Origin of the sequence: Brooklawnia sp., from assembly GCF_032229645.1 — a bacterium.
Taxonomy (GTDB): domain Bacteria; phylum Actinomycetota; class Actinomycetes; order Propionibacteriales; family Propionibacteriaceae; genus Brooklawnia.
Genome location: NZ_JAVTWX010000154.1, coordinates 1 through 23,515 on the forward strand (window position 1 = coordinate 1; position 23,515 = coordinate 23,515).

The 23,515-nt window shown below is 64.5% G+C and carries 18 protein-coding genes and 1 riboswitch; of the genes, 8 read left to right on the forward strand and 10 right to left on the reverse strand.

What is annotated here, in order from left to right; genetic code table 11:
* The coding region (locus tag AAFP05_RS12895) for an ATP-dependent Clp protease ATP-binding subunit (RefSeq protein ID WP_341730280.1) at positions 1 to 1,934 on the forward strand (1,934 nt) is incomplete at its 5' end.
* Positions 1,935 to 2,012: 78 nt separating this feature from the next.
* On the opposite strand, the gene dacB is transcribed toward AAFP05_RS12895, so the two are convergent.
* Together dacB and AAFP05_RS12905 are read right to left on the reverse strand one after the other, a co-directional pair.
* Positions 2,013 to 3,578 (reverse strand): D-alanyl-D-alanine carboxypeptidase/D-alanyl-D-alanine-endopeptidase, encoded by a 1,566-nt coding sequence (dacB, locus tag AAFP05_RS12900; RefSeq protein ID WP_341730281.1) that lies wholly within the window; start codon positions 3,576 to 3,578, stop codon positions 2,013 to 2,015.
* Between the two features lie 81 nt (positions 3,579 to 3,659).
* A complete protein-coding gene (locus AAFP05_RS12905) occupies positions 3,660 to 4,397 on the reverse strand; it encodes a hypothetical protein (RefSeq protein ID WP_341730282.1) in 738 nt (245 codons plus the stop codon).
* A 184-nt stretch (positions 4,398 to 4,581) separates the two neighbouring features.
* On the opposite strand from AAFP05_RS12905, the gene AAFP05_RS12910 reads away from it, so the two are divergent.
* Together AAFP05_RS12910 and AAFP05_RS12915 are read left to right on the forward strand one after the other, a co-directional pair.
* Positions 4,582 to 6,984, forward strand: a complete 2,403-nt coding sequence (locus AAFP05_RS12910) for an NAD(P)H-dependent oxidoreductase (RefSeq protein WP_341730283.1) — start codon at positions 4,582 to 4,584, stop codon at positions 6,982 to 6,984.
* A gap of 28 nt (positions 6,985 to 7,012) precedes the next feature.
* Positions 7,013 to 7,573 (forward strand): NADPH-dependent FMN reductase, encoded by a 561-nt coding sequence (locus AAFP05_RS12915; RefSeq protein ID WP_341730284.1) that lies wholly within the window; start codon positions 7,013 to 7,015, stop codon positions 7,571 to 7,573.
* On the opposite strand, the gene AAFP05_RS12920 is transcribed toward AAFP05_RS12915, so the two are convergent.
* The gene (locus AAFP05_RS12920; protein ID WP_341730285.1) at positions 7,570 to 8,541 is read right to left on the reverse strand and encodes an FAD:protein FMN transferase; all 972 of its coding nucleotides are present in this window, start codon (positions 8,539 to 8,541) and stop codon (positions 7,570 to 7,572) included. The two genes, AAFP05_RS12915 and AAFP05_RS12920, sit on opposite strands and share 4 nt — an antisense overlap.
* A 96-nt stretch (positions 8,542 to 8,637) precedes the next feature.
* Here AAFP05_RS12920 and AAFP05_RS12925 point away from each other — a divergent pair, with 96 nt between their 5' ends.
* Entirely contained in the window at positions 8,638 to 10,599 is a 1,962-nt protein-coding gene (locus AAFP05_RS12925; protein ID WP_341730286.1) for a KUP/HAK/KT family potassium transporter, read from the forward strand.
* A gap of 172 nt (positions 10,600 to 10,771) precedes the next feature.
* On the opposite strand, the gene eno is transcribed toward AAFP05_RS12925, so the two are convergent.
* From eno to aroD, 3 genes are all read right to left on the reverse strand, one after another.
* Complete coding sequence (gene eno / locus AAFP05_RS12930; RefSeq protein ID WP_341730287.1) at positions 10,772 to 12,040, reverse strand: phosphopyruvate hydratase; 1,269 nt, start codon at positions 12,038 to 12,040, stop codon at positions 10,772 to 10,774.
* A 61-nt stretch (positions 12,041 to 12,101) separates the two neighbouring features.
* Positions 12,102 to 12,180, reverse strand: a riboswitch (Fluoride riboswitch).
* 20 nt (positions 12,181 to 12,200) lie between these two features.
* Positions 12,201 to 12,695, reverse strand: a complete 495-nt coding sequence (locus AAFP05_RS12935; RefSeq protein ID WP_341730288.1) for a GNAT family N-acetyltransferase — start codon at positions 12,693 to 12,695, stop codon at positions 12,201 to 12,203.
* A 28-nt stretch (positions 12,696 to 12,723) separates the two neighbouring features.
* Positions 12,724 to 13,497 carry a type I 3-dehydroquinate dehydratase gene (gene aroD / locus AAFP05_RS12940; RefSeq protein WP_341730289.1) on the reverse strand — a complete coding sequence of 258 codons (774 nt, stop codon included), beginning with the start codon at positions 13,495 to 13,497 and terminating at the stop codon, positions 12,724 to 12,726.
* Positions 13,498 to 13,565: 68 nt separating this feature from the next.
* Here aroD and AAFP05_RS12945 point away from each other — a divergent pair, with 68 nt between their 5' ends.
* From AAFP05_RS12945 to AAFP05_RS12955, 3 genes are all read left to right on the forward strand, one after another.
* Positions 13,566 to 15,212 (forward strand): phospholipase D-like domain-containing protein, encoded by a 1,647-nt coding sequence (locus tag AAFP05_RS12945; RefSeq protein ID WP_341730290.1) that lies wholly within the window; start codon positions 13,566 to 13,568, stop codon positions 15,210 to 15,212.
* A gap of 63 nt (positions 15,213 to 15,275) precedes the next feature.
* Positions 15,276 to 15,989, forward strand: coding sequence for a beta-phosphoglucomutase family hydrolase (locus AAFP05_RS12950; RefSeq protein ID WP_341730291.1), 714 nt, complete (start codon positions 15,276 to 15,278; stop codon positions 15,987 to 15,989).
* Positions 15,986 to 18,496 (forward strand): glycosyl hydrolase family 65 protein, encoded by a 2,511-nt coding sequence (locus AAFP05_RS12955; protein ID WP_341730292.1) that lies wholly within the window; start codon positions 15,986 to 15,988, stop codon positions 18,494 to 18,496. The genes AAFP05_RS12950 and AAFP05_RS12955 overlap by 4 nt, the downstream gene beginning before the upstream one ends.
* A 13-nt stretch (positions 18,497 to 18,509) precedes the next feature.
* Here AAFP05_RS12955 and AAFP05_RS12960 read toward each other — a convergent pair whose 3' ends face one another.
* Both AAFP05_RS12960 and AAFP05_RS12965 read right to left on the reverse strand, forming a co-directional pair.
* Complete coding sequence (locus AAFP05_RS12960; protein ID WP_341730293.1) at positions 18,510 to 19,085, reverse strand: NAD(P)-binding domain-containing protein; 576 nt, start codon at positions 19,083 to 19,085, stop codon at positions 18,510 to 18,512.
* Between the two features lie 109 nt (positions 19,086 to 19,194).
* Positions 19,195 to 20,055, reverse strand: coding sequence for an A/G-specific adenine glycosylase (locus AAFP05_RS12965; RefSeq protein WP_341730294.1), 861 nt, complete (start codon positions 20,053 to 20,055; stop codon positions 19,195 to 19,197).
* A gap of 85 nt (positions 20,056 to 20,140) precedes the next feature.
* Between AAFP05_RS12965 and AAFP05_RS12970 the strand changes: the two genes are divergently transcribed.
* A complete protein-coding gene (locus AAFP05_RS12970; protein WP_341730295.1) occupies positions 20,141 to 20,863 on the forward strand; it encodes a hypothetical protein in 723 nt (240 codons plus the stop codon).
* A gap of 27 nt (positions 20,864 to 20,890) precedes the next feature.
* Here AAFP05_RS12970 and disA read toward each other — a convergent pair whose 3' ends face one another.
* Both disA and radA read right to left on the reverse strand, forming a co-directional pair.
* Entirely contained in the window at positions 20,891 to 21,949 is a 1,059-nt protein-coding gene (gene disA / locus AAFP05_RS12975; protein WP_341730296.1) for a DNA integrity scanning diadenylate cyclase DisA, read from the reverse strand.
* 53 nt (positions 21,950 to 22,002) lie between these two features.
* Positions 22,003 to 23,418: a DNA repair protein RadA gene (radA, locus tag AAFP05_RS12980; RefSeq protein ID WP_341730297.1), complete on the reverse strand. Its 1,416-nt coding sequence runs from the start codon at positions 23,416 to 23,418 to the stop codon at positions 22,003 to 22,005.
* Positions 23,419 to 23,515: the final 97 nt, after the last annotated feature.

Below are 23,515 nucleotides of genomic sequence, written 5' to 3' on the forward strand. Positions count from 1 at the left end.
GCGTGATGACCGTGCTGAGCCGGCGCACCAAGAACAATCCGGTGCTGATCGGCGAGCCCGGCGTCGGCAAGACCGCCATCGTCGAGGGCCTGGCCCAGCGCATCGTCCGCGGAGATGTCCCCGAAACCCTGCGCGACAAGCAGATCTACACCCTCGATCTGGGTGCTTTGGTGGCTGGCTCGCGCTACCGTGGCGATTTCGAGGAGCGCCTGAAGAAGGTGCTGAAGGAAATCAAGAGCCGCGGCGACATCATGCTGTTCATCGACGAGATCCACACCCTGGTGGGTGCGGGTGCCGCCGAAGGTGCGATCGATGCCGCGTCCATCCTGAAGCCGATGCTGGCCCGTGGCGAGTTGCAGACCATTGGCGCGACCACCCTTGAGGAGTACCGCAAGTACATCGAGAAGGATGCCGCGCTTGAGCGTCGCTTCCAGCCGATCCAGGTCGCCGAGCCTTCGATCGCGTTGACGATAGATATTCTCAAGGGCCTGCGCGACCGCTACGAGGCGCATCACCGGGTGACCATCACCGACGAGGCGCTGACTGCCGCAGCCAACATGGCCGATCGCTATGTTCAGGATCGTTTCCTTCCTGACAAGGCCATCGACCTGATCGATGAGGCCGGTGCGCGGATGCGCATCCAGCGCCTCACCGCGCCGCCGGATCTGCGCGAGTTCGACGAAAGGATCGCCAGCGTCCGCATCGAGAAGGAAGCTGCGATCGACGCCCAGGACTTCGAGGGTGCCGCGCGGCTGCGCGACGACGAGAAGAACCTGCTGGCCGCCCGCCGTGAGCGTGAGAAGGCCTGGAAGGACGGAGATTCCGACTCGCCGGCGGTCATCGGCGAGGAGGAGATCGCTCAGGTGCTGGCCAGCTCCACCGGTGTGCCGGTCGCCCGGCTCACCGAGGAGGAGTCCAGCCGCCTGCTGCGGATGGAATCCGAGATCGGCAAGCGTTACGTCGGTCAGGCCGAGGCGGTCAAGGCACTGTCCCGGTCGATCCGCCGTACCCGCGCCGGCCTGAAGGATCCCAAGCGGCCGAGTGGTTCGTTCATCTTCGCCGGCCCATCCGGTGTCGGGAAGACCGAACTGACCAAGGCGTTGGCGGAGTTCCTCTTCGGAGATGAGGACGCGCTGATCACCCTGGACATGAGCGAATACTCCGAGAAGCACACCGCGTCGCGGATGTTCGGTTCGCCTCCTGGCTATGTCGGTTACGAAGAGGGCGGGCAGCTGACCGAAAAGGTTCGCCGCAAGCCGTTCAGTGTGATCCTCTTCGACGAGATCGAGAAGGCGCATCCGGATATCTTCAACTCGCTCCTGCAGATCCTGGACGAAGGTCGCCTGACCGACGCGCAGGGCAGGGTCGTCGACTTCAAGAACACCGTCATCGTGATGACCACCAACCTCGGCAGCCGCGATATCTCGAAGGGTGTCAACCTCGGCTTCTCGCGGGTAGGCGATGAGGTGAGCAGCTACGAGACGATGAAGGCGAAGGTGAACGAAGAACTGAAGCAGCACTTCCGTCCCGAGTTCCTCAACCGTGTCGACGAGACGATTGTCTTCCGTCAGCTCAGCCTGGACGACATCCAGCACATCGTCGATCTGCTGGTCGCTCAGGTCGAGACCCGGCTCGCCGATCGCGACATGGGTATCGAGCTGACCCCGGCCGCCCGAGAACTGATCGCCAAGCGCGGCTTCGATCCGGTGCTCGGTGCTCGTCCGCTACGCCGTGCGTTGCAGCGCGATATCGAGGACCCGATCGCCGAGCAGATCCTCTTCGGCGGTCTGACCGCCGGGTCGATCGTGGTGGTGGACGCGGTTCCGGGTGCCGACGAGAAGTCGACAGATGCGTTCACATTCGTCGGTACTCCGAAGCAGACGCTGCATGATGTCTCGTTTGCCGAGCTCAGCGGCGGTGCGGAGGCCAGCTGATCGGTTTCATTGAGCGATCGCGGCGGCGGCTCCCGGATGGGGGCCGCCGCCGCTTTGTCTCAGGGCCGCGGAGGCTCCTCAGCCGTGTTGCTGGAGCGCGAGCGCGACATCGCCGATCCGCGCGCCGGTTTCGAGCACCTCATCGATGGAATCCGCGGTGGTCGAGTTGAAGATGACGGTGAAGACCAGTTCGCGTCCCGAAGCAGCGGTCAGATATCCCGAATAGGCCTGTGCCGCGTAGAAGAGGGTGTTCCGCGCCGGATAGCCCACCAGGCGGCTACCGGTCTTGGCATGGATCATTCCTTCTGATGCGGTGCCCTTCCCCAATGACGCCAGCGAACCGTCGACTCCCGAGATCGGCATCGCATCGTAGAGATACTGGCCCCAGTCGGTGTCGAGGGCACCGCGCAGGAACCCGACCTGCCCGGCGGCACTGATCCGGTCGTAGTCGATGCTGCCGGCGGCATCGAACAGATAGACCGAGCCCGGCGGGGTGCCGAGCCCTTCGATCGTGTCGAGGATGACCGGAAGACCGTCCTGGCACTCGGTGGAACCAGCCCGAACGGCGATCAGACAAGCCGTCAGGTCGGCTCCGCGATTGAAACTGATCTTCTGGATGACCCTCACGCGTTCAGCCAACGTGGCAGACTCCCGGGCGGCCAGTGGGCTCTCGGGGTACTGCGCGGGTAGCCGCTCTGCTGGATTTGTCTCGGCAGCGCCGTCGACGGTGATGCCGGTCTCTGCGAGCACCTCGGTGAAAGCCATCCGGGCGAAGCCGACGGGATCGCTGACCTGCGCCATTCGGATCGTCTGGCCGGCCTCGGCCCCGATCTGGCCGCTGACCAGCAGCCGTCCGCCGCCCTGATCGGTGACGTCGATCTCCACCTCGCTGCCGGCGACCGTGCTTGCATCGTTCTGCACGGTGACGCCCTTCAGCGCCGGGCGTACCTCGACAGCGGGCGGCTGCCCTGGCGTGCCAGGGGTCAGCACCACGTCAAAGGTGTTTTCGTTGACCCAGATGCTGTCGATCCGGCCATCAGGCCAGCTGGTCTGGGCCTCGAAGAGGCGGTTGTCGACGATCACATCTCCGGTGACCTGGGTGATACCAGCTTGCTGCAGCTGCCGTGCGAGGTCCTTCAGCCCACCCAGTGGATCGCCTGAGGTCAGTTGGACGGGCAGCAGGCCTGTGTTGGCTTCGTTGTGGTCGAAACCGGTGTATTCGAGCGAGCCATCGGACTGCTCGCGCAGACCGAAGCTGAAATCACCCGCACCCACCAGCACCAGATCTCCGTTCAGCACCCCCGCTGTCAGCTCACCCAGGCCCTGTACGGTCGTGGTGACGCGGGAGTCGGGGCCGAGTTGGGCGAGCGCGGTTCCGGTGGTGAATGTCTTGGCGATCGAGCCGGGCACCAGCGGCGCATCCGGGTTCGACTCGTAGACGATATCCCCATTCGAGGCATCGATTGCGAGGATGCTCCAGGTGCCTGCTGCCAGCCGTGGATCGGATGTTACCTCGTTGATCTCCGCTTGAAGTGCTTCCTTGCCTTCAGCGTTCCCTGCAGTGGTGCAGCCGCTGAGGACCAGCGCGGTGGCAGCCAGCAGGGCCGTGGAAATCCGGACGGACAAGCGGGTATGGGCTGGCATGGCGACCTCTCCGTCGCAAACCCGCGGTGGGTGCGATCCTTCGTCCAATTATGCAGTCGCGGAGATGACCCCGAACAGGCCCTAGCGATGAATGATCATGCCCCGCACGCCTAGCACAAGGAAGATCAGTCCGGCGATCAGCAGACCGACCACCAACGGCTTGTGGTAATCGCGGTGAACGATCCTGTCATAGATCTGGGTGAGCGACGTTGCCATGCCCGGCCAGCGGGCCCAGCCCCAGGCCAGTAGCAGATACGGGCCAACCAGAGTCGGGATGAATGCCAGGTAGACCAGGCCGTGTACGAGCGGGTGAGGGCTGACGGTCGAGATCACTCGGGCGACGATGTACATCGTCGCGAATCCGGACGAACCGAAGTACGCGTTCGTGAATCCCAGCGCCGCGGCCGTCCTGGGGGAACAGTCATCGTGGTCGCGGGAGGACTTGTCCGCAGCGGCCTCACCGTCGCCGGAGGATGGGATGTTGACTTTGCTTGTTCGGTCCTTGTGACTTCGGGCGGCCAGTAGCGCAGCCGAGGCCAGCAGCAGCACGCCCGCTGCGAGATCGACGTAGCGTTGCACCACGAACTGGCGAACGTGCGATGTCAGGTAAGTCGAGATGACCGACGCATCGGCGAACTGGTATAGCCCGAAAAGCAGCGTGCAGCCGAGTGCCAGTCCGGCGCTCACCCAGACTACCGCTCTGCGACCGGGCGCCCCCTTGACCAGGTAGAGGAAGCAGATGCCATAGAGAGTCGGGCTGAAACCCATGACCAGGCCGAGTAGCGGGACGGCAACGACAACGACGACCCAGGTGCTCATGGCTTCGGCCCTTCCTCCAGGCTGGCTGCGGCGCGGATGCCGCAGGTGGCTCGCGCGCGTGAAGCCAGGACGGTCGAACCACAAGCTACCATGCAGTGCCTGCGCAGTGCCGCAGCGTCGTCACCGATCGGCGTGCGACGCACTAGACTGATTCAGAGCGCATGCACCAATGGAGGTGACGAAAGTGAAGCTCGTCGCTATCGTAGGGACGAATGCTGGTTTCTCGTACAACCGCCTTCTTCTTGAGTTCATGAAGGCACATTTTGCTGATGCCGCAGACATTGACGTCTGCGAAATCAAGGACATTCCCATGTTCAATGAGAATGTCCCGGACGACGACCCCCCTGCCGCGAAAGCTCTCGGCCGGGCGATCGCCGAAGCCGACGGCGTGATCGTCGGTTGTCCCGAGCACAATCATTCGGTGCCGTCGGCACTCAAGAGCGTGCTGGAATGGTTGTCTTACCGGGTCCATCCGCTCAATGGCAAACCGGTCATGATCGTGGGGGCCTCATATCATCCGCAGGGCTCGTCTCGCGCTCAGATTCATCTTCGTCAGATACTGGATTCCCCCGGGGTGGGCGCACGGGTGCTGCCGGGCAGCGAGTTCCTGCTGGGAAATGTGAAGACGGCCTTCGACGATCAGGGCCGGTTGACCGATCAAGCGACGATCGACTTCCTCGAGCAATGCTTTGCAGATTTCGTTGACTTCGCGCGCAGTAGCCAGTCAGCGTCCACATCAATGGTCAAAGGAGATTCAGAGATGGTGCTTTCGGATTCTGTCCACTGGGATGCCACCTATGACGTAATCGTGTTGGGCTTCGGGGGTGCGGGCGCCACCGCCGCCCGTTTCGCGGCAGATTCCGGAGCCAAGGTACTGCTGGTCGATTCGGCACCAGAAGGCCACGAGGGCGGCAATACCCGGGTTTGCGGGCAACTCGTCTGTTCCGCCGACGACGAGGACGCGATGCGCAAGTATTACCTTGCCCAGACCGCGCCGATGGAGCTTGATCCGGAGATCGTCGACACCTATGTCGAGGGAATGGCGAACATGAAGCGCTATTTCCGCGACTATCTCGGCGTCGAGTCGGTCAGCGCCAAGAAGACATTCGGTGCACACCTCGGCGGCATGGCACCGGAGTATCCGGAATTCCCCGGCAGTGAGACCGTCGATATGATCCTCGTCCACGAGGGCATCCTGGACGGCGCGTTGTGGAAGATCCTGCACAGCAACGTGGTGGATCGCTCCGAGGCCATCGACGTTTGGTACCGCTCACCCGCTCGTCATCTGATCAAGGCAGGCGATGGACGCACGATAGCCGGCGTCCAGATCGAACGCGAGCATGTGCTGCGCAGTATCCGGGCTCTCAATGGCGTGGTGCTGGCCACCGGAGGCTTCGAGAACAACAAACGCAAGGTCCAGGACTATCTGGGAGTGCCGCGGGTGGCCCCGGTCGGCGGCATGTACAACAAGGGCGACGGCATCGATCTGGCCGTCGAGGCCGGTGCCGATCTGTGGCATATGGCGAACTATGAGTCCCTCGGCCTGCAGCATGGTCTGACGTTTGCGGTCGGCGAGGGGGAGCGGGGTGCGCTGCCGCTCTTCGATCTCGAGGGATTCTCGCAGGGCAGCATCATGACGGTGGGCGATGACGGCAGCCGCTACTTCAAAGAGGACGAGCCGAACCGGCACGGCCACATCTACCATCACGGCGTTTGGCGGGTTCCCGCGGCACAGGTGCATCCGCATCTGGTCTTCGATCAGGCGAAGTACGACGAACTGGGCGCCGGCGATCTCGCGGGCACCCTGAGCAATGCCGTCAAGGCGGACTCGCTCGAGGCGTTGGCGAAGCTCATTGACGCCGATCCCCAGATCGTGGTCAAGACCGTGGACCGGTTCAACTTCTTCGCCGCCCAGGGGACCGACTACGAGTACGGCCGCGAGCCGGCTACTTTGCGTGCCTTCGGTAGTGGCCCTTACTACGCCACCGCCCTGCAACATGCCATGTTGAACACCCAGGGCGGGCCGCGCCGCAATTCGCGGGCCGAGATCGTCGATCCGGCGGGTCAGCCGATTCCGCACCTCTACGGCGCAGGGGAACTCGGCGGTGTCTGCGCCGGGCAGTACCAGGGTGGTCAGAACATCGCCGAGTGCCTGATCTTCGGCAAGATCGCCGGCGAGAATGCCGCAACGCGGAAGCCGCAACCTGCGCTGGCGATGCAGGCGGGGCAATCGGGCGATGCATCCGCGACCGGCAGCCGGGCGGGGCGCACGTTCGCGAGCGATCTGAGCAGCGACGCCGAGATCGTCCTCGGCCCGAATCAGTACCTCGGACGAAGCCAAGCCGGCATCGGATCAGAGATGGCCGTCCGGGTCACCACCGATGATGCGGGCGCGATCACCGATATCGAGATCGTCAAGCAGTCGGAGACCACTGAGGTGGCCGGCGATGCACTGAAGAAACTGCCACAGCAGATGATCGCCCGCAACACCTTCGATGTGGACGCGATCTCCGGAGCCTCGGTGTCGAGCAAGGCGCTCATCCAGGCTGTGAAGGACGCCCTCAGCCAGGTTCCGGGTCGGCAGTGATGTCGGTGCGGGCAACAGGGAGGACACGATGAAGCTCGTCGCCATCGTCGGCACGAACGCGGAGCTGTCGTACAACCGGTTCTTGTTGCACTGGATGCGCAAGCATTTCGCCGGCGTTGCCGAGATCGAAGTGCTGGAGATCGCGGGGCTGCCTGCCTTCAATGAGGATCTGGTCACCAGCGAGCAGGACGATGTGCTGGCCTTTGCCCGCAAGATCGAGGGCGCCGATGGCGTGATCATCAGCTGTCCCGAGTACGATCACTCGATTCCAGCGGCACTGAAGAGCGTCCTGGAATGGCTCTCGTATCAGCTGAATTCGCTGAAAGACAAGCCGGTGCTGATCGTCGGGGGCTCCTATGGCCCGCTCGGTTCGGCCCGCGCGCAGTTGCATCTGCGGCAGATTCTCGCCTCGCCCGAGATACAGGCGAATGTGTTGCCGGGCAAGGAATTCCTGCTGGGCAACGTGCAGCAAGCGATCGATAGCGCAGGTGAGCTGACCGACCTGTCGTCCATCGCGGATCTTGAGGAGTGCTTTGCGGAGTTCGTGCGCTATGCCCAAGCCCTGCAGAGGGGCTGGCTGCAGGCTTAACCCAAAGCCTGACTCTGGGTGACCTGGTAGCCATCGTCGATCAGCGTGAAGTCGGCTGCTAGCTCACCGGGGCAGAGTCGAACAGTCTGGTGGTCGAAGACGAAGACGAATCCGACGCGCAGGCCAGCTGGCACCATCTGCAGGGTCGCCTGTGGCCCGTTGCAGAAGCCGATTGTCGACCAGATCTCCGCAGTCGTCGACAGCGCGGTGATCGCGGTGACCCCGAGCAGATCGGTTCGCAGCGGATAACCGGTCCGGGGATCGAGGATGTGGTGCCAGTCACCTCCCCGAGCCTGCAGGACTCTCTCGTAGACACCGGAGGTCACCGCCGAGCATGCCGGAAGCGTCAGCACGCCGAGCGGGCGTCCGCGTTCAGCGAAGGGGGTCTGGACCCCGATCCGCCAGCGTCCGTCCGGACGCGGGCCCTGCCCGAGTGTCGCGATGTTGCCGCCCAGATCGATGACACCCCGCTCGACCCCAGCGTCCGCCCAGGCCTGCTTGATGGCGTCCGCGATGAAGCCCTTGGCTATCGCCCCGAGATCGAGCCGCATGCCGGGGCGTTCCAGGAAGACCGACCGCTTGTCGTCATCGAAGACGATACGATTCGGATCGCTCAGCCCCAGACAGGTCTCGATAGCTTTGGATGATGGCCGCCGCGCATCGTCGAAGCCGATCCGCCAGAGCTGGACGAGAGGCCCGATCGCCGCATTGAAGCCCTTCCCGCTCCGGCTCACCAGGACGGCTTCCCGGATCAGACCGTAAGCTGCCGGAGCTACCTCGACCGGTTCGATCCCCGCGGACTGGTTGACCCGGGAGACCTCTGAGGACGCGAGATTTGCGCTGAGCAGCGCCTCGTAGCGACCTATGATCCCGATGGCACGCGCCAGTTGCCCGCCCGGGTCCGGATGCTTGGCTGTCAGGGTGATGCGGGTGCCCAATGCGTAGTAGCTCTTGGTCGTCTGCCTCACCATTGAAGGGTACCCAAAGCCCGTGATCAAGCGCTGAATCAAATTCGTTGCCGGGATTCCTCGACACCGCGCCCACGCAGTGGCAGCATAGCGCGAGTGAATATCTCTGGGGCTCTCCCCAAGGTAGGCGAAGAACCTAACGAAGAACCCAATAGCGCTGGTCCGGCACCCGATTCCCGAACCCGGCGACTCGCCGCAACTCCGGTAGTCGGAGCACTTGGTGTCGTCTTCGGCGACATCGGAACCAGTCCGCTCTACTCCCTGCAGACAGCGTTCAGCGTCAACCACAACGAAGTGAAGGTCACTCAACTCGACGTCTATGGCATCATTTCGCTGGTCGTCTGGTCGTTGATCATCGTCGTCACCCTCAAGTACGTCGTTCTCGTGATGAGAGCCGACAATGACGGCGAAGGCGGCATCCTCGCGCTGACCGCGCTGCTGCGCGGCAGGCTGAGTGGAGTCAAGCTACGCAGCACGATCCTGGTGATCGGGATGGTCGGCGCCGCACTCTTCTTCGGCGACTCGTTGATCACCCCCGCCATCTCGGTGATGTCGGCCATGGAGGGGCTCCAGGTCGCAAGGCCGGGCCTGGAGGGCGTCGTGCTACCGGGCTCGCTGATCGTGCTGACCATCTTGTTCATGGTTCAGCGTTTCGGTACCGGCAAGGTCGGACGGGCGTTCGGTCCGGTGATGATCGTCTGGTTCGTCAGTCTCGCGATTCTGGGCGTTCCGCAGATCGTGCGGCATCCGGCGATACTGCTGGCGCTGTCGCCGACCTATGCGGCGCAGTTTTGGATCGCGCGCCCGGGCATCGCCTTCGTGGCCATGACTGCGGTCGTGTTGACCATCACCGGGGCGGAGGCATTGTACGCCGACATGGGGCATTTCGGTGCCGGGCCGATCCGCAGGGCCTGGTTCGGCCTGGTGCTGGTCAGCCTGCTGCTCAACTACATGGGCCAGGGCGCGATGATCATGGACAATCCACGAACCATAGACAACCCGTTCTTCCACCTGGCACCCGAATGGGCTCGTATTCCGCTGGTGGTGCTGGCGACTGCGGCCACCGTGATCGCGTCGCAGGCCGTCATCTCGGGGGCCTATTCGATGGCTCACCAGGCGACACGCCTGGGCCTGCTGCCAAACCTGCGTGCGCTGCATACCTCCAACAAGGAGTACGGTCAGATCTACCTTCCGGCGGTCAACTGGATGCTCTTCGCCGGGGTCGTGGCTTTGATGTTCGGATTCCGTTCGTCGAATGCGTTGGCCAGCGCGTATGGGCTGTCGGTCACCGGCATGCTGGTGACCACCACCGGTCTGCTGACCTTGATGGCGATCCGTATCTGGCATTGGCCGATGTGGCGGGTGCTGCTGCGGATCGTCCCGGTGGCCGCTTTGGAGCTGCTCTTCTTGGCGGCAAACATGACCAAGATCGTGCATGGCGGCTGGCTGCCGTTGACCGTCGCACTGATCCTCGTCACGGTGATGGCCACCTGGATGACCGGCAACCGTTACGTGCTTCGCCGCCGGGGCGAGATCGAGGGCCCACTGACGGACTTCCTGACCCGTGTCAGGGCCGTCGTGACCACGCGGGTTGTCGGGGAAGCCGTCTACCTACACGCAAATCCCAAGACCGCGCCGCTAGCGCTCAAGGAGAATGTGCGGTTCAACCGGGCGCTGCATGAGCGCGTCTACATCGTCCGGATGAAGACCGCCTCGATTCCCCGGGTCGCCGACGCCGACCGCTTCCGCATCGACGAGTTGCCCGAGCACTACTCGGGTCTCTACCACCTGACGATCACCTTCGGCTTCCAGGAGACCCGCGACATACCGGGGGCGATCGCCGCGATCGGCAGGCAATGCCCACAGCTGAAGATCAATCCGGACGAGATCCGCTACTTCGCGTCCGTGATGACGTTGACCCCCGGCGGGGATGCTCCGATGAACCCTTGGCGCAAGCACCTGTACATCTGGCTGGCACGCAACGCCACTCCGCGCGGCGAGGCCTTCCATCTGCCGCCCAACCGCACCATGCTGATGGGTGGCACACTCCAGATCTGAATCCGCGGGCCGGCCCACAGCAGCTACCGAAATTGCCAGCGGCTGCCGAAATGTGCGTATATTTCGGCAGCCGCTGTGCTTTCCGGCAGCTGTTGTCCAGGGGGCCCGGCATTCCGGCAGCTGCTGTCCAGGGGGCCCGGCATTCCGGCAGCTGTTGCGGCTAGCGGGAGTCTCAGCTGCGCCCGTACGGGAATTCCGGGTGGGCAGCTGCGATTTCCATCAGCCGGTTGTATTTGGCGACGCGCTCGCCGCGAGCCGGTGCCCCCGTCTTGATCTGGCCGCAGCCGGTGGCCACCGCAAGGTCGGCGATGAAGGTATCGGGGGTCTCACCGGAGCGGTGCGAGACCATCTGGCCGTAGCCGGCGTCCGCGCAGATCCGCATGGCCTCAATGGTCTCGGTCACCGTGCCGATCTGGTTGAGCTTGATCAGCGCCGCGTTGGCGATGCCGTCGGCGATGGCATCGCGGATGATCCCCGGGTTGGTGCAGAAATTGTCGTCGCCGACCAACTGCAGCCGGTCGCCGAGTTCGGCGGTCAGGCGCTGCCAGCCGTCGTGATCGCCTTCGCCCAGGCCGTCCTCGAGTGACCAGACCGGGTAGTCGGCGATCATCTTCTCGTAGCGGGCGATCATCTCGTCGCTGCTGAGCAGGGCACCGTTGACCCGGTAGCTGCCGTTCGGCTGACGGAACTCCGAGGACGCCGGGTCGAGCGCGATCGCGATACCCGAAGCCCCGGGCTCGAATCCCGCATCGGCAATGGCCTGGACGATGACGCTGAGCACCTCTTCGGGTTCGGCCAGCGCCGGGGCGAAACCGCCCTCGTCGCCCAGCCCGGTCGGATGTCCCAGATCGGCGAGCCGCTTCTTCAACGCCAGATAGACCGTCGAACCGGCACGCACCGCCTCGGCCATCGAGCCCGCCCCGAGCGGGCAGATCATGAACTCCTGGAAATCGAGCGGATTGGCCGCATGCACGCCACCGTTCAGCACGTTGAAGCAGGGCACCGGCATGCGTTTGGGCTGGGTCGCGATACCGGGCAGCCATTCGAAGAGTTCGGCCCCCTCGCTGGCCGCCGCGGCGCGGGCGAAGGCCATCGAGGTGCCCAAGATCGCGTTGGCACCCAGCTTGCCCTTATTTGGGGTGCCGTCGAGCTCGATCAGTGTCTTGTCGAGCTCTTCGAGCGATTCGAAGCTGCGGTGCGCGACCGCCGAGGCGATGGGTCCTTCGACGTTGCCGACGGCCTTCAGCGTGCCGAGGCCGTTGAAACGGGATTTGTCGCCGTCGCGCAGTTCGACGGCCTCCCGGCTGCCGGTGGATGCACCGGAGGGAACCTGAGCATTGCCCACCGAGCCATCGGCGAGCCTGAGAGTGACCGAGATCGTCGGACGGCTGCGGGAATCGAGGATCTCGAGGGCGGACAGGGAATCGATGGTGAACGACATGGCACCTTTCCTTCACTGCAATGTGGGCAGGTGCCGGGCGTCGCTCTACCTACCCACGAGGGGTTCGGTAGGAAGCCATCAGCCAGATCGGCGGTTCGAACCGCCGAGCGGCTCAGGCGGGATCCATCGCCTTAGTCACACGATACGCCGGCGCGAGCGTCTAGCCGCGTTTTCGCTGCAATCGGTAGCGGATGCGATCCGTGCCGCCTGCCAATCGGACGAAGCCGCATGCCTCCAGGACTCGGATCGACGCCAGATTGCCGGTATCGGTCTCTGCGATGATCGCCGAGAGGGACGGTTGCTCCAGGCCCCACTGCGCCAACAGCCGGACCGCCCGGCTCGCGAAGCCGAAGCCCCTGGCCGAGGGCGCCAGGCCGTAGCCGATCTCCGCGCTGCCGCGCAGATCCGGGGGAGTGTGGAAGCCGGCGTCCCCCACGACCAGGCCGTCGTCTCGCCGCACGATCAGGTAGATGCCGAAGCCGGGCACCCAATTGTCGATGCCCAGGCCGTCGCGCAGCATCCGCGCCGTCGCGGCGGTATCGGCATGCGGATAGTCGGGAACCGCGGGCAGTGGACAGCGCCCGGCGGCAAGTTCTTGGGCCTGGACCGGATCGACCGGCACCAGGTCGATCACACCGTCACTGAGCAGCACCACGTTCGTCCACCTGCCGGTCGCGCAGCGCTCAAAGGTCGCGGCCGAGCAGATCCATCACCGCAAGCACCTCGTCCAGCGGCAGTTGACCGGGGGCCGACCCCTCGCCGCCCAGAGTGGCGAAGGTCGCACACGAGCCGAAGACCTGGCCGGCCAACCGCGAGACCACGCCCAGCGGCCCCATCGACATCGTCATCAGCGGAACCTTGCTGGACTGTGCGGCCACCGCGGTCGCTTCGAGTAGCGCTGCAACATCGGCGGGCTTGCGGGGCATCACCGCAATTTTGGCGATGTCGGCGCCCAGTGAGGCCATGGCGTCCAGGCGGTCGGCTATTTCGGCGGCACGGGGCGTCCCGGAGAAGTCGTGGCTGGACGCGATGATCGGTACCCGATGCGCCCTGGCGGCCTCGAAACAGCGCTTGACCGCGGGATTCAGGTATTGCACATCGACCATGTCGACGTGCCCGGACGCACAGGCGTCGGCGATGATGTCGCGGTAGCTGTCGCCCGGCGGATTCCAGTCGCTGCCCTCATGTTTGGTACGCGGAGTGAATAGCAGTGGGCGATCCCCGATGATCTGGTGAATGCGTTCGGCCATCGCGACAACCTTCGTATTGTCGTCGCGTGCGGCGTAGCGGTCCACCCGCCACTCGACCATGTCGGTACGGCTTGCCGCGATGCGCTTGGCGGCGGCGATCAGGCTGGAGTCATGGGCATCAGTGAGCGGGACGATCACCTTCGGCCGGCCGGATCCCAACTCAACTCCCCGGACGGTCAGGACTGGTCGGCTGGCAGCTGCACTCATGTGCCCACGGTAGCCGTCCGGCGGCGGGGGCGGAACCTTTGAGCGGGAGAATCCGCAATACTGGAGGCATGGAGGCCGACGTCTCGGTGCGGAGAGTGGAAACCCGCAATTCTGTCCGGCGATTCGTGGCAGTCAGCGGCCGGGTCGCGCTGACGGCGCTCGCGTTGATCCTCCAACTGGTGGTCTTCGGGTTGCTCCTGGTTCGCTCCAGCGAATTCTCTCCCTGGCTGGGCACGCTTTCTGGCCTGATCAGCGTCGGCGTGGTCGCGTTCATCCTCAACTCGCACATGCAGGTCGAGTACAAGCTCGCCTGGATTATCCCCATCATGTTGGCTCCGCTTTTCGGTGGTGCGTTCTATCTGATTTTCGGAGCCCGAACCGGCACGCGGCGGCAGATGCTGCACTACAGCGCCATCCAGGACTTGGCGGCCCTCGACCAGGAGTCCGCGGTGGGGGCGCTGGCCGTGTTGCCCGGCACCCTCGGTGAGCAACCCCCGGAGCTGGAGCCTGCCACCACCGCCGAATCGTTACCGGTGATCAGCATCGATCCGGACGCCGCTCGCCAAATCGCCCACCTCGAATCCATGGGGCCTTTCCGGGCGTATCGCGACACCGAGACCACCTACTACCCGGTCGGCGAGGATGCCTTCGCGGCGATGCTGGAGGCCCTGGAGGGCGCGAAGCGCTGGATCGCGATGGAGTACTTCATCGTCTCCGAGGGGCAGATGTGGCGCAAGGTTCTCGACGTGCTCTCCCGCAAAGCGGCCGAGGGCGTCCAGATCTGGTTCATGTATGACGATCTCGGCTCGCTGTGGACACTGCCCGAGGATTTCATCAAAGACCTGAGGAACGCCGGGATACGCGTCCGCCCGTTCAACAAGCTGGGTCCCGGCCTGACGCTGCGCTACAACAACAGAGATCACCGCAAGTTCACCATCGTCGACGGTGTCATCGCGTTCACCGGCGGCATCAACATTGCCGACGAGTACATCAACGCCATCCAGCGGTTCGGCCATTGGAAGGACACCGCCATCCGGTTGCGGGGGTCCGGCGCCTGGGGCATGGCATCGTTGTTCTTCACCATCTGGGATCTGGTGAGCGGTGAGCAGACCGATCTGGCCGCGCTGCATGCCTCCGATGACGAGGTAGCTGCGCAACCCGGTGGCGCGGGGGTCGTGGTGAGCTATGACGACACGCCCTTCGATGATGTCTCGCTCGGTTGGACCGCCTATCGCGGGATGATGAGCCGGGCGAAGTTCCGGGTCGATCTCACCACGCCTTACTTGGTGCCGACCAACGAGATGATCACCGTCTTCACGGCGCTGGCCCGGTCCGGGGTGCAGGTTCGCATCATCACCCCCGGCATTCCCGACAAGGCGTATGTCTACGCGGTGACCCGGTCGAACTATCGGCCGTTGGTCGAGGCCGGGGTGGAGGTATACGAATACAGCCCTGGGTTCATTCACGCCAAGCAGATGATCGTGGACGATGACACCGCGGTCATCGGAACGATCAACTTCGACTTCCGGAGCTTCTATCTGCACCAGGAGGACGCCGTCTGGATGTATCAGACGCCCGCGATCGCAGACATGTCAGCCGACTTCGAGGCGACGCTGGAGAAATGTCGGCGGGTCGGGCTCACCGAGGTACGCTCGACCCCGTGGTGGCGCCGGGCGGTGTGGCTGGTGCTGCGCACGTTTTCGCCACTCATGTGACGGTTCGAAGACAGAAGCGGTGTGTCCATACCAACCGATTGCCGTCGTGCTTAGGCTGGACTCGTGAAGTGGAGCGACTACCGAGCGGCGTTATTCGACCTCGATGGGGTTCTCACCCCCACGACAGATCTGCATATGCGGGCATGGTCTCAGATGTTCAACGACTATCTGCGGGGTCGCGGTGTCGCAGAGCCTTTTACGGATGCCGATTATTTCTTCTATGTCGACGGCAAACCACGCTATGAAGGGGTCGCATCCTTCCTTGCCAGCCGCGGCATCGCGGTACCGCGCGGGGATGCGTCCGATAGTCCGGAGACCGACTCGGTGTGCGGCTTGGGTAACCGCAAGAACGAATACTTCAACCAGGTGCTGGCCCGCGACGGTATCGATCCGTATCCGGGCTCGGTGCGGCTGCTGGATCATCTGGCCGGCCTTGAGTTGCCGATGGCCGTGGTGAGTTCGTCGCAAAACGCGGAGGCGGTACTCGATGCGGCCGGGCTGACCGACTATTTCGCGGTGGTCATGGACGGTGTGCTCGCTCGCGAGCTGGGGTTACCGGGCAAACCGGAGCCGGACGTCTTCTGCGAGGCCGCGAAGCTGCTGGAGGTACCGGCGGACCGCGCCGTCGTCCTCGAGGATGCCCTATCGGGTGTGTCCGCCGGGGCCGCAGGCGGATTCGGTCTCGTCGTGGGAATCGACCGTGGTGCCGGTGCCGAAGCGCTGGAGGCGGCCGGAGCCGACCTCGTGGTGTCCGATTGCGAGGAGTTGCTGCCGTGAACCGCAAGAAGAAGACCGATCTGAATCCACTGGACGATCACCGCTTCCCGCCCGATGAGTGGGCGCTGATCGAGAACTATCCGAGTTCGGCCGACCTCGGGCTCACCGAGACTCTGTTCGCGACCGCGAACGGGTATATCGGTATGCGCGGCAATCCCGAGGAGGGACGCGATTCGCACTACGTCGGCACGTTCATCAACGGCTTCCACGAAACCTGGGACATTCGTCACGCCGAGAACGCCTACGGCCTGGCGCGCACCGGGCAGACGCTGATCAATGCGCCGAGTTCGCTGATGATCCGGCTTTACGTCGATGACGAGCCGCTGCTGCTCAGTGTCGCCGATCTGCAGGCATATGAGCGGCGGCTCGATTTCCGGGAGGGCGTCTTGCGCCGCGAGCTCATTTGGCGTACTCCGGCAGGCAAACGGGTGCTCATCCGATCGACGCGAATGGTCAGCTTCACCGAGCGGCACCTGGCGTTGATGACCTACGAGGTCACGCTGCTCGAAGGCGATGCTCCGATCGTCATCTCGTCCCAGATCGTCAACAAAGAGGACTTCGACGACGTGGCCGGCCGCCGGGCAACCCGTTCGGACGAGGACCCGCGCAAGAGCCCCGGTCTGGACCACCGAGTGCTGCAGCCTGAGATGAGCTGGCATAGTCCACGCCGGATGATCCTGGGCTACAAGGTTGCGAACTCCGGAATGACGTTGGCAGTCGGGGCCGATCACCGGATCGAGACCCGCAACATGTTCACCGAACTCGACGACACCAGTGATGACCAAGGCCGCAAGGTCTACCGCATCGCGGCCAAGCAGAATCAGCCGATCCTGATCACCAAGGCAGTGGCCTACCACACATCCCGCCGGGTGCCGGTTCGCGAACTCAGCGACCGCGTCCGACGCACGCTCGACCGCGTGCGCGAGGACGGATTTGAGCCCTACTACGTGGCGCAGCGTTCGTGGCTGTCCGGCTTTTGGGAGCGCAGCGACGTCACTGTGGGTACCACCAAGCGTCTTCAGCAGGCGATCCGCTGGTGCATCTTGCAGCTTGCGCAGGCCGCCGCGAGAGCCGATGGTGCCGGCATCCCGGCCAAGGGGCTGACCGGCGATGGCTATGAAGGACACTACTTCTGGGACTCCGAGGTCTACATCGTTCCCTTCTTGACTCTCACGAGCCCCGAGCAGGCCCGCAATGCGCTGCGAGCCCGGTCCACTCATCTGGACAGCGCCAGGGAACGGGCGCGCGAGATGTCGACCAAGGGCGCGCTGTTCCCCTGGCGCACGATCAGTGGCGAGGAAGCGTCCGCATATTATGCGGCCGGAACCGCTCAATACCACATCGATGCCGATATCGCATATGCCGTCGGGCATTACGTGTCGATAACCGGCGACAGTGAATTCGCTTTCGGCGATGGCGCCCAGCTACTCGTGGAAACCGCCAGAATGTGGGTCGATCTCGGATTCTGGCGGGTTGGCACTGCCGAGAGTTTCGAGATCCACGGCGTCACGGGACCCGATGAATACACCACGGTGGTGAACAACAACACCTACACCAACGTTATGGCCCGCTGGAATCTGCGGCTTGCGGTCGGGATGGTGCGCAAGATGCAGGCGGAGGCGCCCGCTGACTACGAGCGTCTGGTGCATACCGTGCGACTCGATCCCGATGAGATCGCGACCTGGGAGCGTTGCGCGAACGGTATGAAGATCCCGTTCGACGAGCGGCTGGGCATTCACCCCCAAGACGACGCATTCGTTGCCAAGGAGTTGTGGGATCTGGAGAACACTCCGCAGGAAAGCTACCCACTACTGTTGCACTATCACCCGTTGGTGATCTATCGCTTCCAGGTGCTGAAACAGGCCGATGTGGTGCTGGCTCTCTTCTTGCGAAGCAACGAATTCGGCCTGGAAGAAAAGCGCGCCGACTTCGAGTACTACGACCCGATAACCACTGGGGATTCGAGCCTGTCGGCGGTGACGCAGTCGATCATGGCGGCCGAGGTGGGTCATCAGGACATGGCACTGGATTACTTCCATGAGGGACTGCTCGTCGATATCGGCGATACCCACGGCAATACCGCGGACGGTGTGCATATCGCCTCTGCGGGCGGCACCTGGCGGGCCTTGGTCTGCGGTTTCGGCGGGCTGCGCGACGACGGTGAGGTGCTGTGCTTCGATCCGCGGCTGCCGCGCAAGTGGGAGTACCTGACGTTTCCGCTCGCCTATCGAGGCAGTCGTATCCGGGTTCATCTCACTCGCCGGCAGATCACCTTCACACTGCTCAGCGGACGACCGGTGCCGGTTCGGGTGCGGGGCACCGAGTACGAGGTGGGAGCAAACCCGCTGGAAGTGCGGTTGGCGCATCAGGGCGTCTACCTGCCGCCTCTTGCCTCGTCGCACCCGGTCATCGGTGGTCGTCGCAAGGACGGCACGCTGATCACCGCGGAGGTTCCCGAGGTCGCGGATGTGGAGTTCCGGACAGGGGAGTTCCCCGCGGTGAGCTAGGGACTAGCGGGCATCACTTGTACAGCGCGAAGCCGTTCGTCCAGCCGATCTGGTTGGTGGCGGCAAGCAGCAACTGGGTGAAGCCCAAGGATTCGAGTTCGGCCGCACGGTCAAGGCCACCCAGGTCGAAGACAGCAGCACCGGATGAAGTGACAACATCGCTGAGAGTCTTCTTCGCGTCCGCATCATCCCCGGCGATCAGAACCGAGATCGGAGCCGAGGCGACCAGGCCGGACGCCAGGGTGGCAGCGAAGTTCGTGTTGAATGCCTTCACCACGCGGGCGTTCGGGGCGGCGGTTGCCAGCTCGGCAGCAGCGCTGCCAGCGGGGAGCTTGAGCGGTGTGAAGGTCGAGAAGTCCAAGACATTGGTGATGTCGACGACGACTTTACCGTCGAGCTTGGTGCCCAAGCTGCCGGCGATCTCAGTGACGGCGGTGAAAGGAACCGCCAAGATCACGACCTCGCCTTCAACCGCACTGCCGGCCAGATCCTGGTGGGTGATGACTTGAACCGGCGCCCCTGCGCGGGTGAACAACGACTGGAGTGCCTGCGACATGTTTCCGGTGCCGATGATGCTGATGCTAGTCATGTGAGCCTTCTCTTGTTGACGACTTGTCCTGTGCAACGGCGAATGGGGACGAGAATATTCCGCTGCTGTGGGCAAGACCGGCGTGGCACACCGACGATCTACATCCGGGTCACAGAGTCACGATGCCTCCCAAACGGTGGACCAGTCCGTCGTCCGCCAGCCCGGCGAGGCAGGCTTCAGCCTGCGAGCGGGTATGCCAGCCGGCGAGCAGGACTTCTACGGGCACGCCATCGGGTGTATTGCGGACGATGTCGAGCAGCGCCCCGCGGCACTGCCGATCGGTGCCGTGCCACGCTTGGGCGCGCGATGTCATCTCGGACGACGGGTAGCCCCTCGCGCGCCAGCTGCAGGCGTCCGTGATCGGACAAGATGCGCAGTCAGGCCGTCTGGCCAAGCAGACCATTGCGCCGAACTCCATGACGGCGGCGGCCCACTTGGCGGCCAGGTCGCCTGCTGCGTCGGTGAACTGCTGCGCTCTGGCCCGCTCGGGCTTCGTCAAGTGCGCCGGGGGAGCGGCCTGGCCGACCTCGATGCGGGTCAGCACACGGCGGACATTGGTGTCGAGCACCGGGATCTTCGCGCCGAATGCAAAGCTCGCGATGGCTGCTGCCGTGTAGTCGCCGACTCCGGGTAACGCGAGCAGATCGTCGAGCGTTGCGGGAACCTGGCCACCATGTTCGTCACGAATGGTGGTCGCGCTGGCATGCAGGCGTAGTGCCCTGCGCGGGTAGCCAAGTCGTCCCCAGGCAAGCACGGCTTCGGAACTCGGCTCGGCCGCGAGCATGGCAGGGGTCGGCCAGCGCTTCAACCATGCTTGCCAGAGGGGCAGTACCCGGGCGACCGGTGTTTGTTGCAGCATGAACTCGCTCACCAGCACGGCCCAGGGGTCATTGTGCCGCCAAGGCAGATCGCGCGCATGTGTGTCGAACCAATCGGTCAGCTCATGTACGATCTCGGCCCGGTTCGTCACCGGGCCAGCGTAGCCGGATGCGGACAGTGAGTGATCGTCTGCGTGGCAGCGACGCAACCGGGCCGAGTCCACCTACGATGTCGCCATGCAGGGTTGGCTGGACCCCATCGGGCCCGAAGCACCGAGTGTCTACTGGACGCGCCGCGGCGTCGTCTTGGCCGTGCTACTCGCCGTTGTCGTGGGCATCGGCTGGCTGGCTGTGCGTCCTGGAGCAATTACGGCGACACCATCGCCGTCCACTCCGAGCGTCTCGTCCTCTCCGACATCCAGCGTCAGCACCACTCCTTCGGCGACGCCAAGCACGCCATCTCCGAGCGAGCAACCGAGCGCGAGCGTCAGCCCTGGCGAGCAGTCCGTCCAGCCGTCGGTCGAACCGTCCGCCGAACAGAGCGCGACGGCTGAACCCACGGCGACCGAATCGGTCCCGGCCGGCTGCCAGCCGACGAACCTCAAGCTTCGTGTCGACGGCCCGGACTCGGTGTCACAGCTGGACACGACCGCGAACTTCCGTGTCGTGGTGAGTACGACGGAGCAGGGCTGCCAGCTGGATCTGGGCGCTGCTGCGGCTGCCCTGGCGATCACCTCCGGCAACGATGAGGTCTGGGAGACGGAGAATTGTGCCGATTGGCATCCCGCCGGTGTCCTCGACCTGGTCTCGGGTGAAGAGTCGGGGTTCGACGTGAATTGGCCGGTCAAGCGTTCGCACGGATGCGAGCTGTCCGATGAGGTTCTGGGCGTCGGTACCTATGTCGCCACCGCGAGCATCGGCCAGGCGAGCGCTCGACTGGTGATGCAAGTCCGGTACTGAGGACCAGGCTCAGTAGCACGCCTGGCGTCAGTTCGACGCGATGCTCTCGGAGATACGAGCGAGTCCGTCGCGGATCGCCCGGGCCCGCGTGGATCCCACACCGGGGACGGCGGCCAGTTCAGCGCGGGAGGCAGCGAAGACGTCCTGCAATGAGCCGAAATGCTCGAGCAGCCGTCCGGCCGTTGCGGTGCTCATCTGCGCCGACTGCGAGACGATGCGGTAGCCATGGGTAGTGAGGTGCTCGTCCAGGTCGCCGGAGGCGAACCCGATCGTGCTGGCCACAGTGGCCGGGTCCAGCAGGTCGCCGGTTGGCAGGTGTCGCACTATGTCGAAGCTGAGCCGCGCGGCTTCGGGCCCGCGGTAGTCGAGTTCGAGCAGGGTGGCCAGCTGGTCAATTCCCTGGGTCAGCTCGAACATCTGCAATTGCAGTAGCCGGCCGTCGATACCCAGCGCTTCGACATGGCCTTCGAGCTCTTCCGCGAGTCGGCGCACCATCGCCAGCGGCTGCACTGCTCGGACGAGGTCGCCCACCGTCACGAGATTGTCCATCTCGAGTGCGGATAGCTCGGTGGTCACCGAATCGAGGCGTTCGCGATACCGCGAAAGCGTTGCGACCGCCTGCTCGGCGCGCACCAGGATCTGGCCGGAGCTTTCGATCGGATATCTGAGGCCGGCCATGAACAAAGCGATGGATGCCATGGAGGCCGATACCGTAACCACGGGGATGTTCGACTGCACCGAAATTCGGTCGGCGGTGCGGTGCCGGGTGCCGGTCTCGATCGTCGGCAGAGACGCCGACGGTGAGAAATGGACGCCCGCGCTGAAGATGGTCGACAGATCGTCATCGACGACGATGCCGCCGTCCATCTTCGCGAGTTCGCGTAGCGCGGTTGGTGTGAAATCGGTGTTCACCGTGAATCCGCCGGTGGAGATCTGCTCGATCACCGGATTGGTCCCGAGCACGATCAGGGCGCCCGTATGACCGGCGCGGATTCTCTCCACGCCCTCGCGCAGCGGCGTGCCGGGAGCGAGCAGCGCGCGGTACCGCCGGTATCGCTCCTCGTCGTGACCCAGGTCTTTGCTCACGGCAACCAGTCTACGGGTGATGGCAGCACCGGTCGGCGAGGCGGCCTACCCGGCTAGGTCGGCACGGCCGCAGTCTCGTGCGTGGAGGCAGTGCGGTTGCGCCGCAGTCCGAGCGCGCTGAGCGCCTCGGCGACGGTGGCGACCTCGACGACCTTGAGCCCGTGCATGCGGGGCAGCCGGCTGTTGGGGTCGCGGTTGCCGGCCGGGACGAGCGCAAGGTCGAATCCCAATCGCGCTGCCTCGCCGACGCGCTGCTCGAGCCCGGGAACACGGCGCAGGTCGCCGGCCAGACCAATCTCGCCGAGGGCGACGACCTTGCGGTGGCACCCTTCGTCCAGGCCGGCAGATGCGATGGCAATGGCCAGCGCGAGGTCGGCCGCAGGATCGAGGATTCGTGCGCCGCCGACGGTCGAGACGTAGACATCGTGCCGAGGCAGACCGAAGTGCGCGCGTCGCTGGAGCACCGCGAGAATCATCGCCACCCGTGAACCGTCAACACCGTGGGTCACCCGGCGCGGCGGGATCTCGGCCGTGACAGAGGCGACCAGCGATTGCACCTCGGCCAGCATGCAGCGGCTGCCCTCGCGGGTGACAGTGACGCAGGTGCCCGGGGCTGGTTCTTCATGCCCTGAGGTGAACAGCCCGGATGGGTCGGGTACCTCGATGATGCCGTGTTCGCCCATCTCGAAGCAGCCGACCTCGTCCGCGGGGCCGAAGCGGTTCTTGTTGGCGCGCACCATCCGGAAGCCGGAGTGCCGGTCGCCTTCGAACGAGAGGACGACGTCGACAAGGTGCTCGAGGAAGCGCGGGCCAGCGACTTGGCCATCTTTGGTGATATGCCCCACGATGACCACCGCCATGCCGCGCCGTTTGGCGACTCGGACGAGTGCGCCGGTCACCTCGCGCACCTGACTGACTCCACCCGGTGATCCGTCGGCATCCGCGGTGCCGATGGTCTGCACGGAGTCGACCACCAGCAGACTCGGCGCGGTCTGCTCGATGTGACCCAGTACCGTGCCCAAGTCGGTCTCTGCAGCCAGGTAGAGCTTGTCGGCCACCGCGTGAGTGCGCTCTGCGCGCAGCCGCACCTGTGGGGCGGACTCCTCGCCGGAGACATACAGGGTCGTTTGCCCCGAGCGCGCCCAATGTGCGGCAACCTCCAAGAGAAGTGTCGATTTGCCGACGCCCGGTTCGCCGGCCAACAGGACCACCGCGCCCGGGACCAGACCACCTCCCAGAACCCGGTCGAGTTCGCCTATCCCGGTGAGCGTGCGCCGGGCAGCCTCAATGTCGACCTCGCCGATTGGGATCGCCGCTTGCGCCGGAGTAGCGGCGCTGACCTGCGAGAGCTTGGGCGCATCCCGCTCGACGACCGAGCCCCAGGTTTGGCACTCGCCGCAGCGTCCGACCCAGCGGACGGATGTCCAGCCGCATTCGGTGCAGTGATACGCGTCGATCTTGGTAGCCATGCGAAGAGCCTAGGGCTGGGCTCTGACATTTCCGGGGCGGTGCCGGGTGGCTCAGCGAGCACAGCATTTGCCGGAACTATGTCAATCGATTAGCCGA

What these genes read in the sequence shown, in the direction of transcription:
- AAFP05_RS12970 (WP_341730295.1), top strand. Translation starts at nt 20,141, where the DNA reads ATGCAGGGTTGGCTGGACCCCATCGGGCCCGAAGCACCGAGTGTCTAC.
- AAFP05_RS12905 (WP_341730282.1), bottom strand. Translation starts at nt 4,397, where the DNA reads ATGAGCACCTGGGTCGTCGTTGTCGTTGCCGTCCCGCTACTCGGCCTG.
- radA (WP_341730297.1), bottom strand. Translation starts at nt 23,418, where the DNA reads ATGGCTACCAAGATCGACGCGTATCACTGCACCGAATGCGGCTGGACA.
- aroD (WP_341730289.1), bottom strand. Translation starts at nt 13,497, where the DNA reads ATGAGTGCAGCTGCCAGCCGACCAGTCCTGACCGTCCGGGGAGTTGAG.
- AAFP05_RS12945 (WP_341730290.1), top strand. Translation starts at nt 13,566, where the DNA reads ATGGAGGCCGACGTCTCGGTGCGGAGAGTGGAAACCCGCAATTCTGTC.
- AAFP05_RS12960 (WP_341730293.1), bottom strand. Translation starts at nt 19,085, where the DNA reads ATGACTAGCATCAGCATCATCGGCACCGGAAACATGTCGCAGGCACTC.
- eno (WP_341730287.1), bottom strand. Translation starts at nt 12,040, where the DNA reads ATGTCGTTCACCATCGATTCCCTGTCCGCCCTCGAGATCCTCGATTCC.
- AAFP05_RS12915 (WP_341730284.1), top strand. Translation starts at nt 7,013, where the DNA reads ATGAAGCTCGTCGCCATCGTCGGCACGAACGCGGAGCTGTCGTACAAC.
- dacB (WP_341730281.1), bottom strand. Translation starts at nt 3,578, where the DNA reads ATGCCAGCCCATACCCGCTTGTCCGTCCGGATTTCCACGGCCCTGCTG.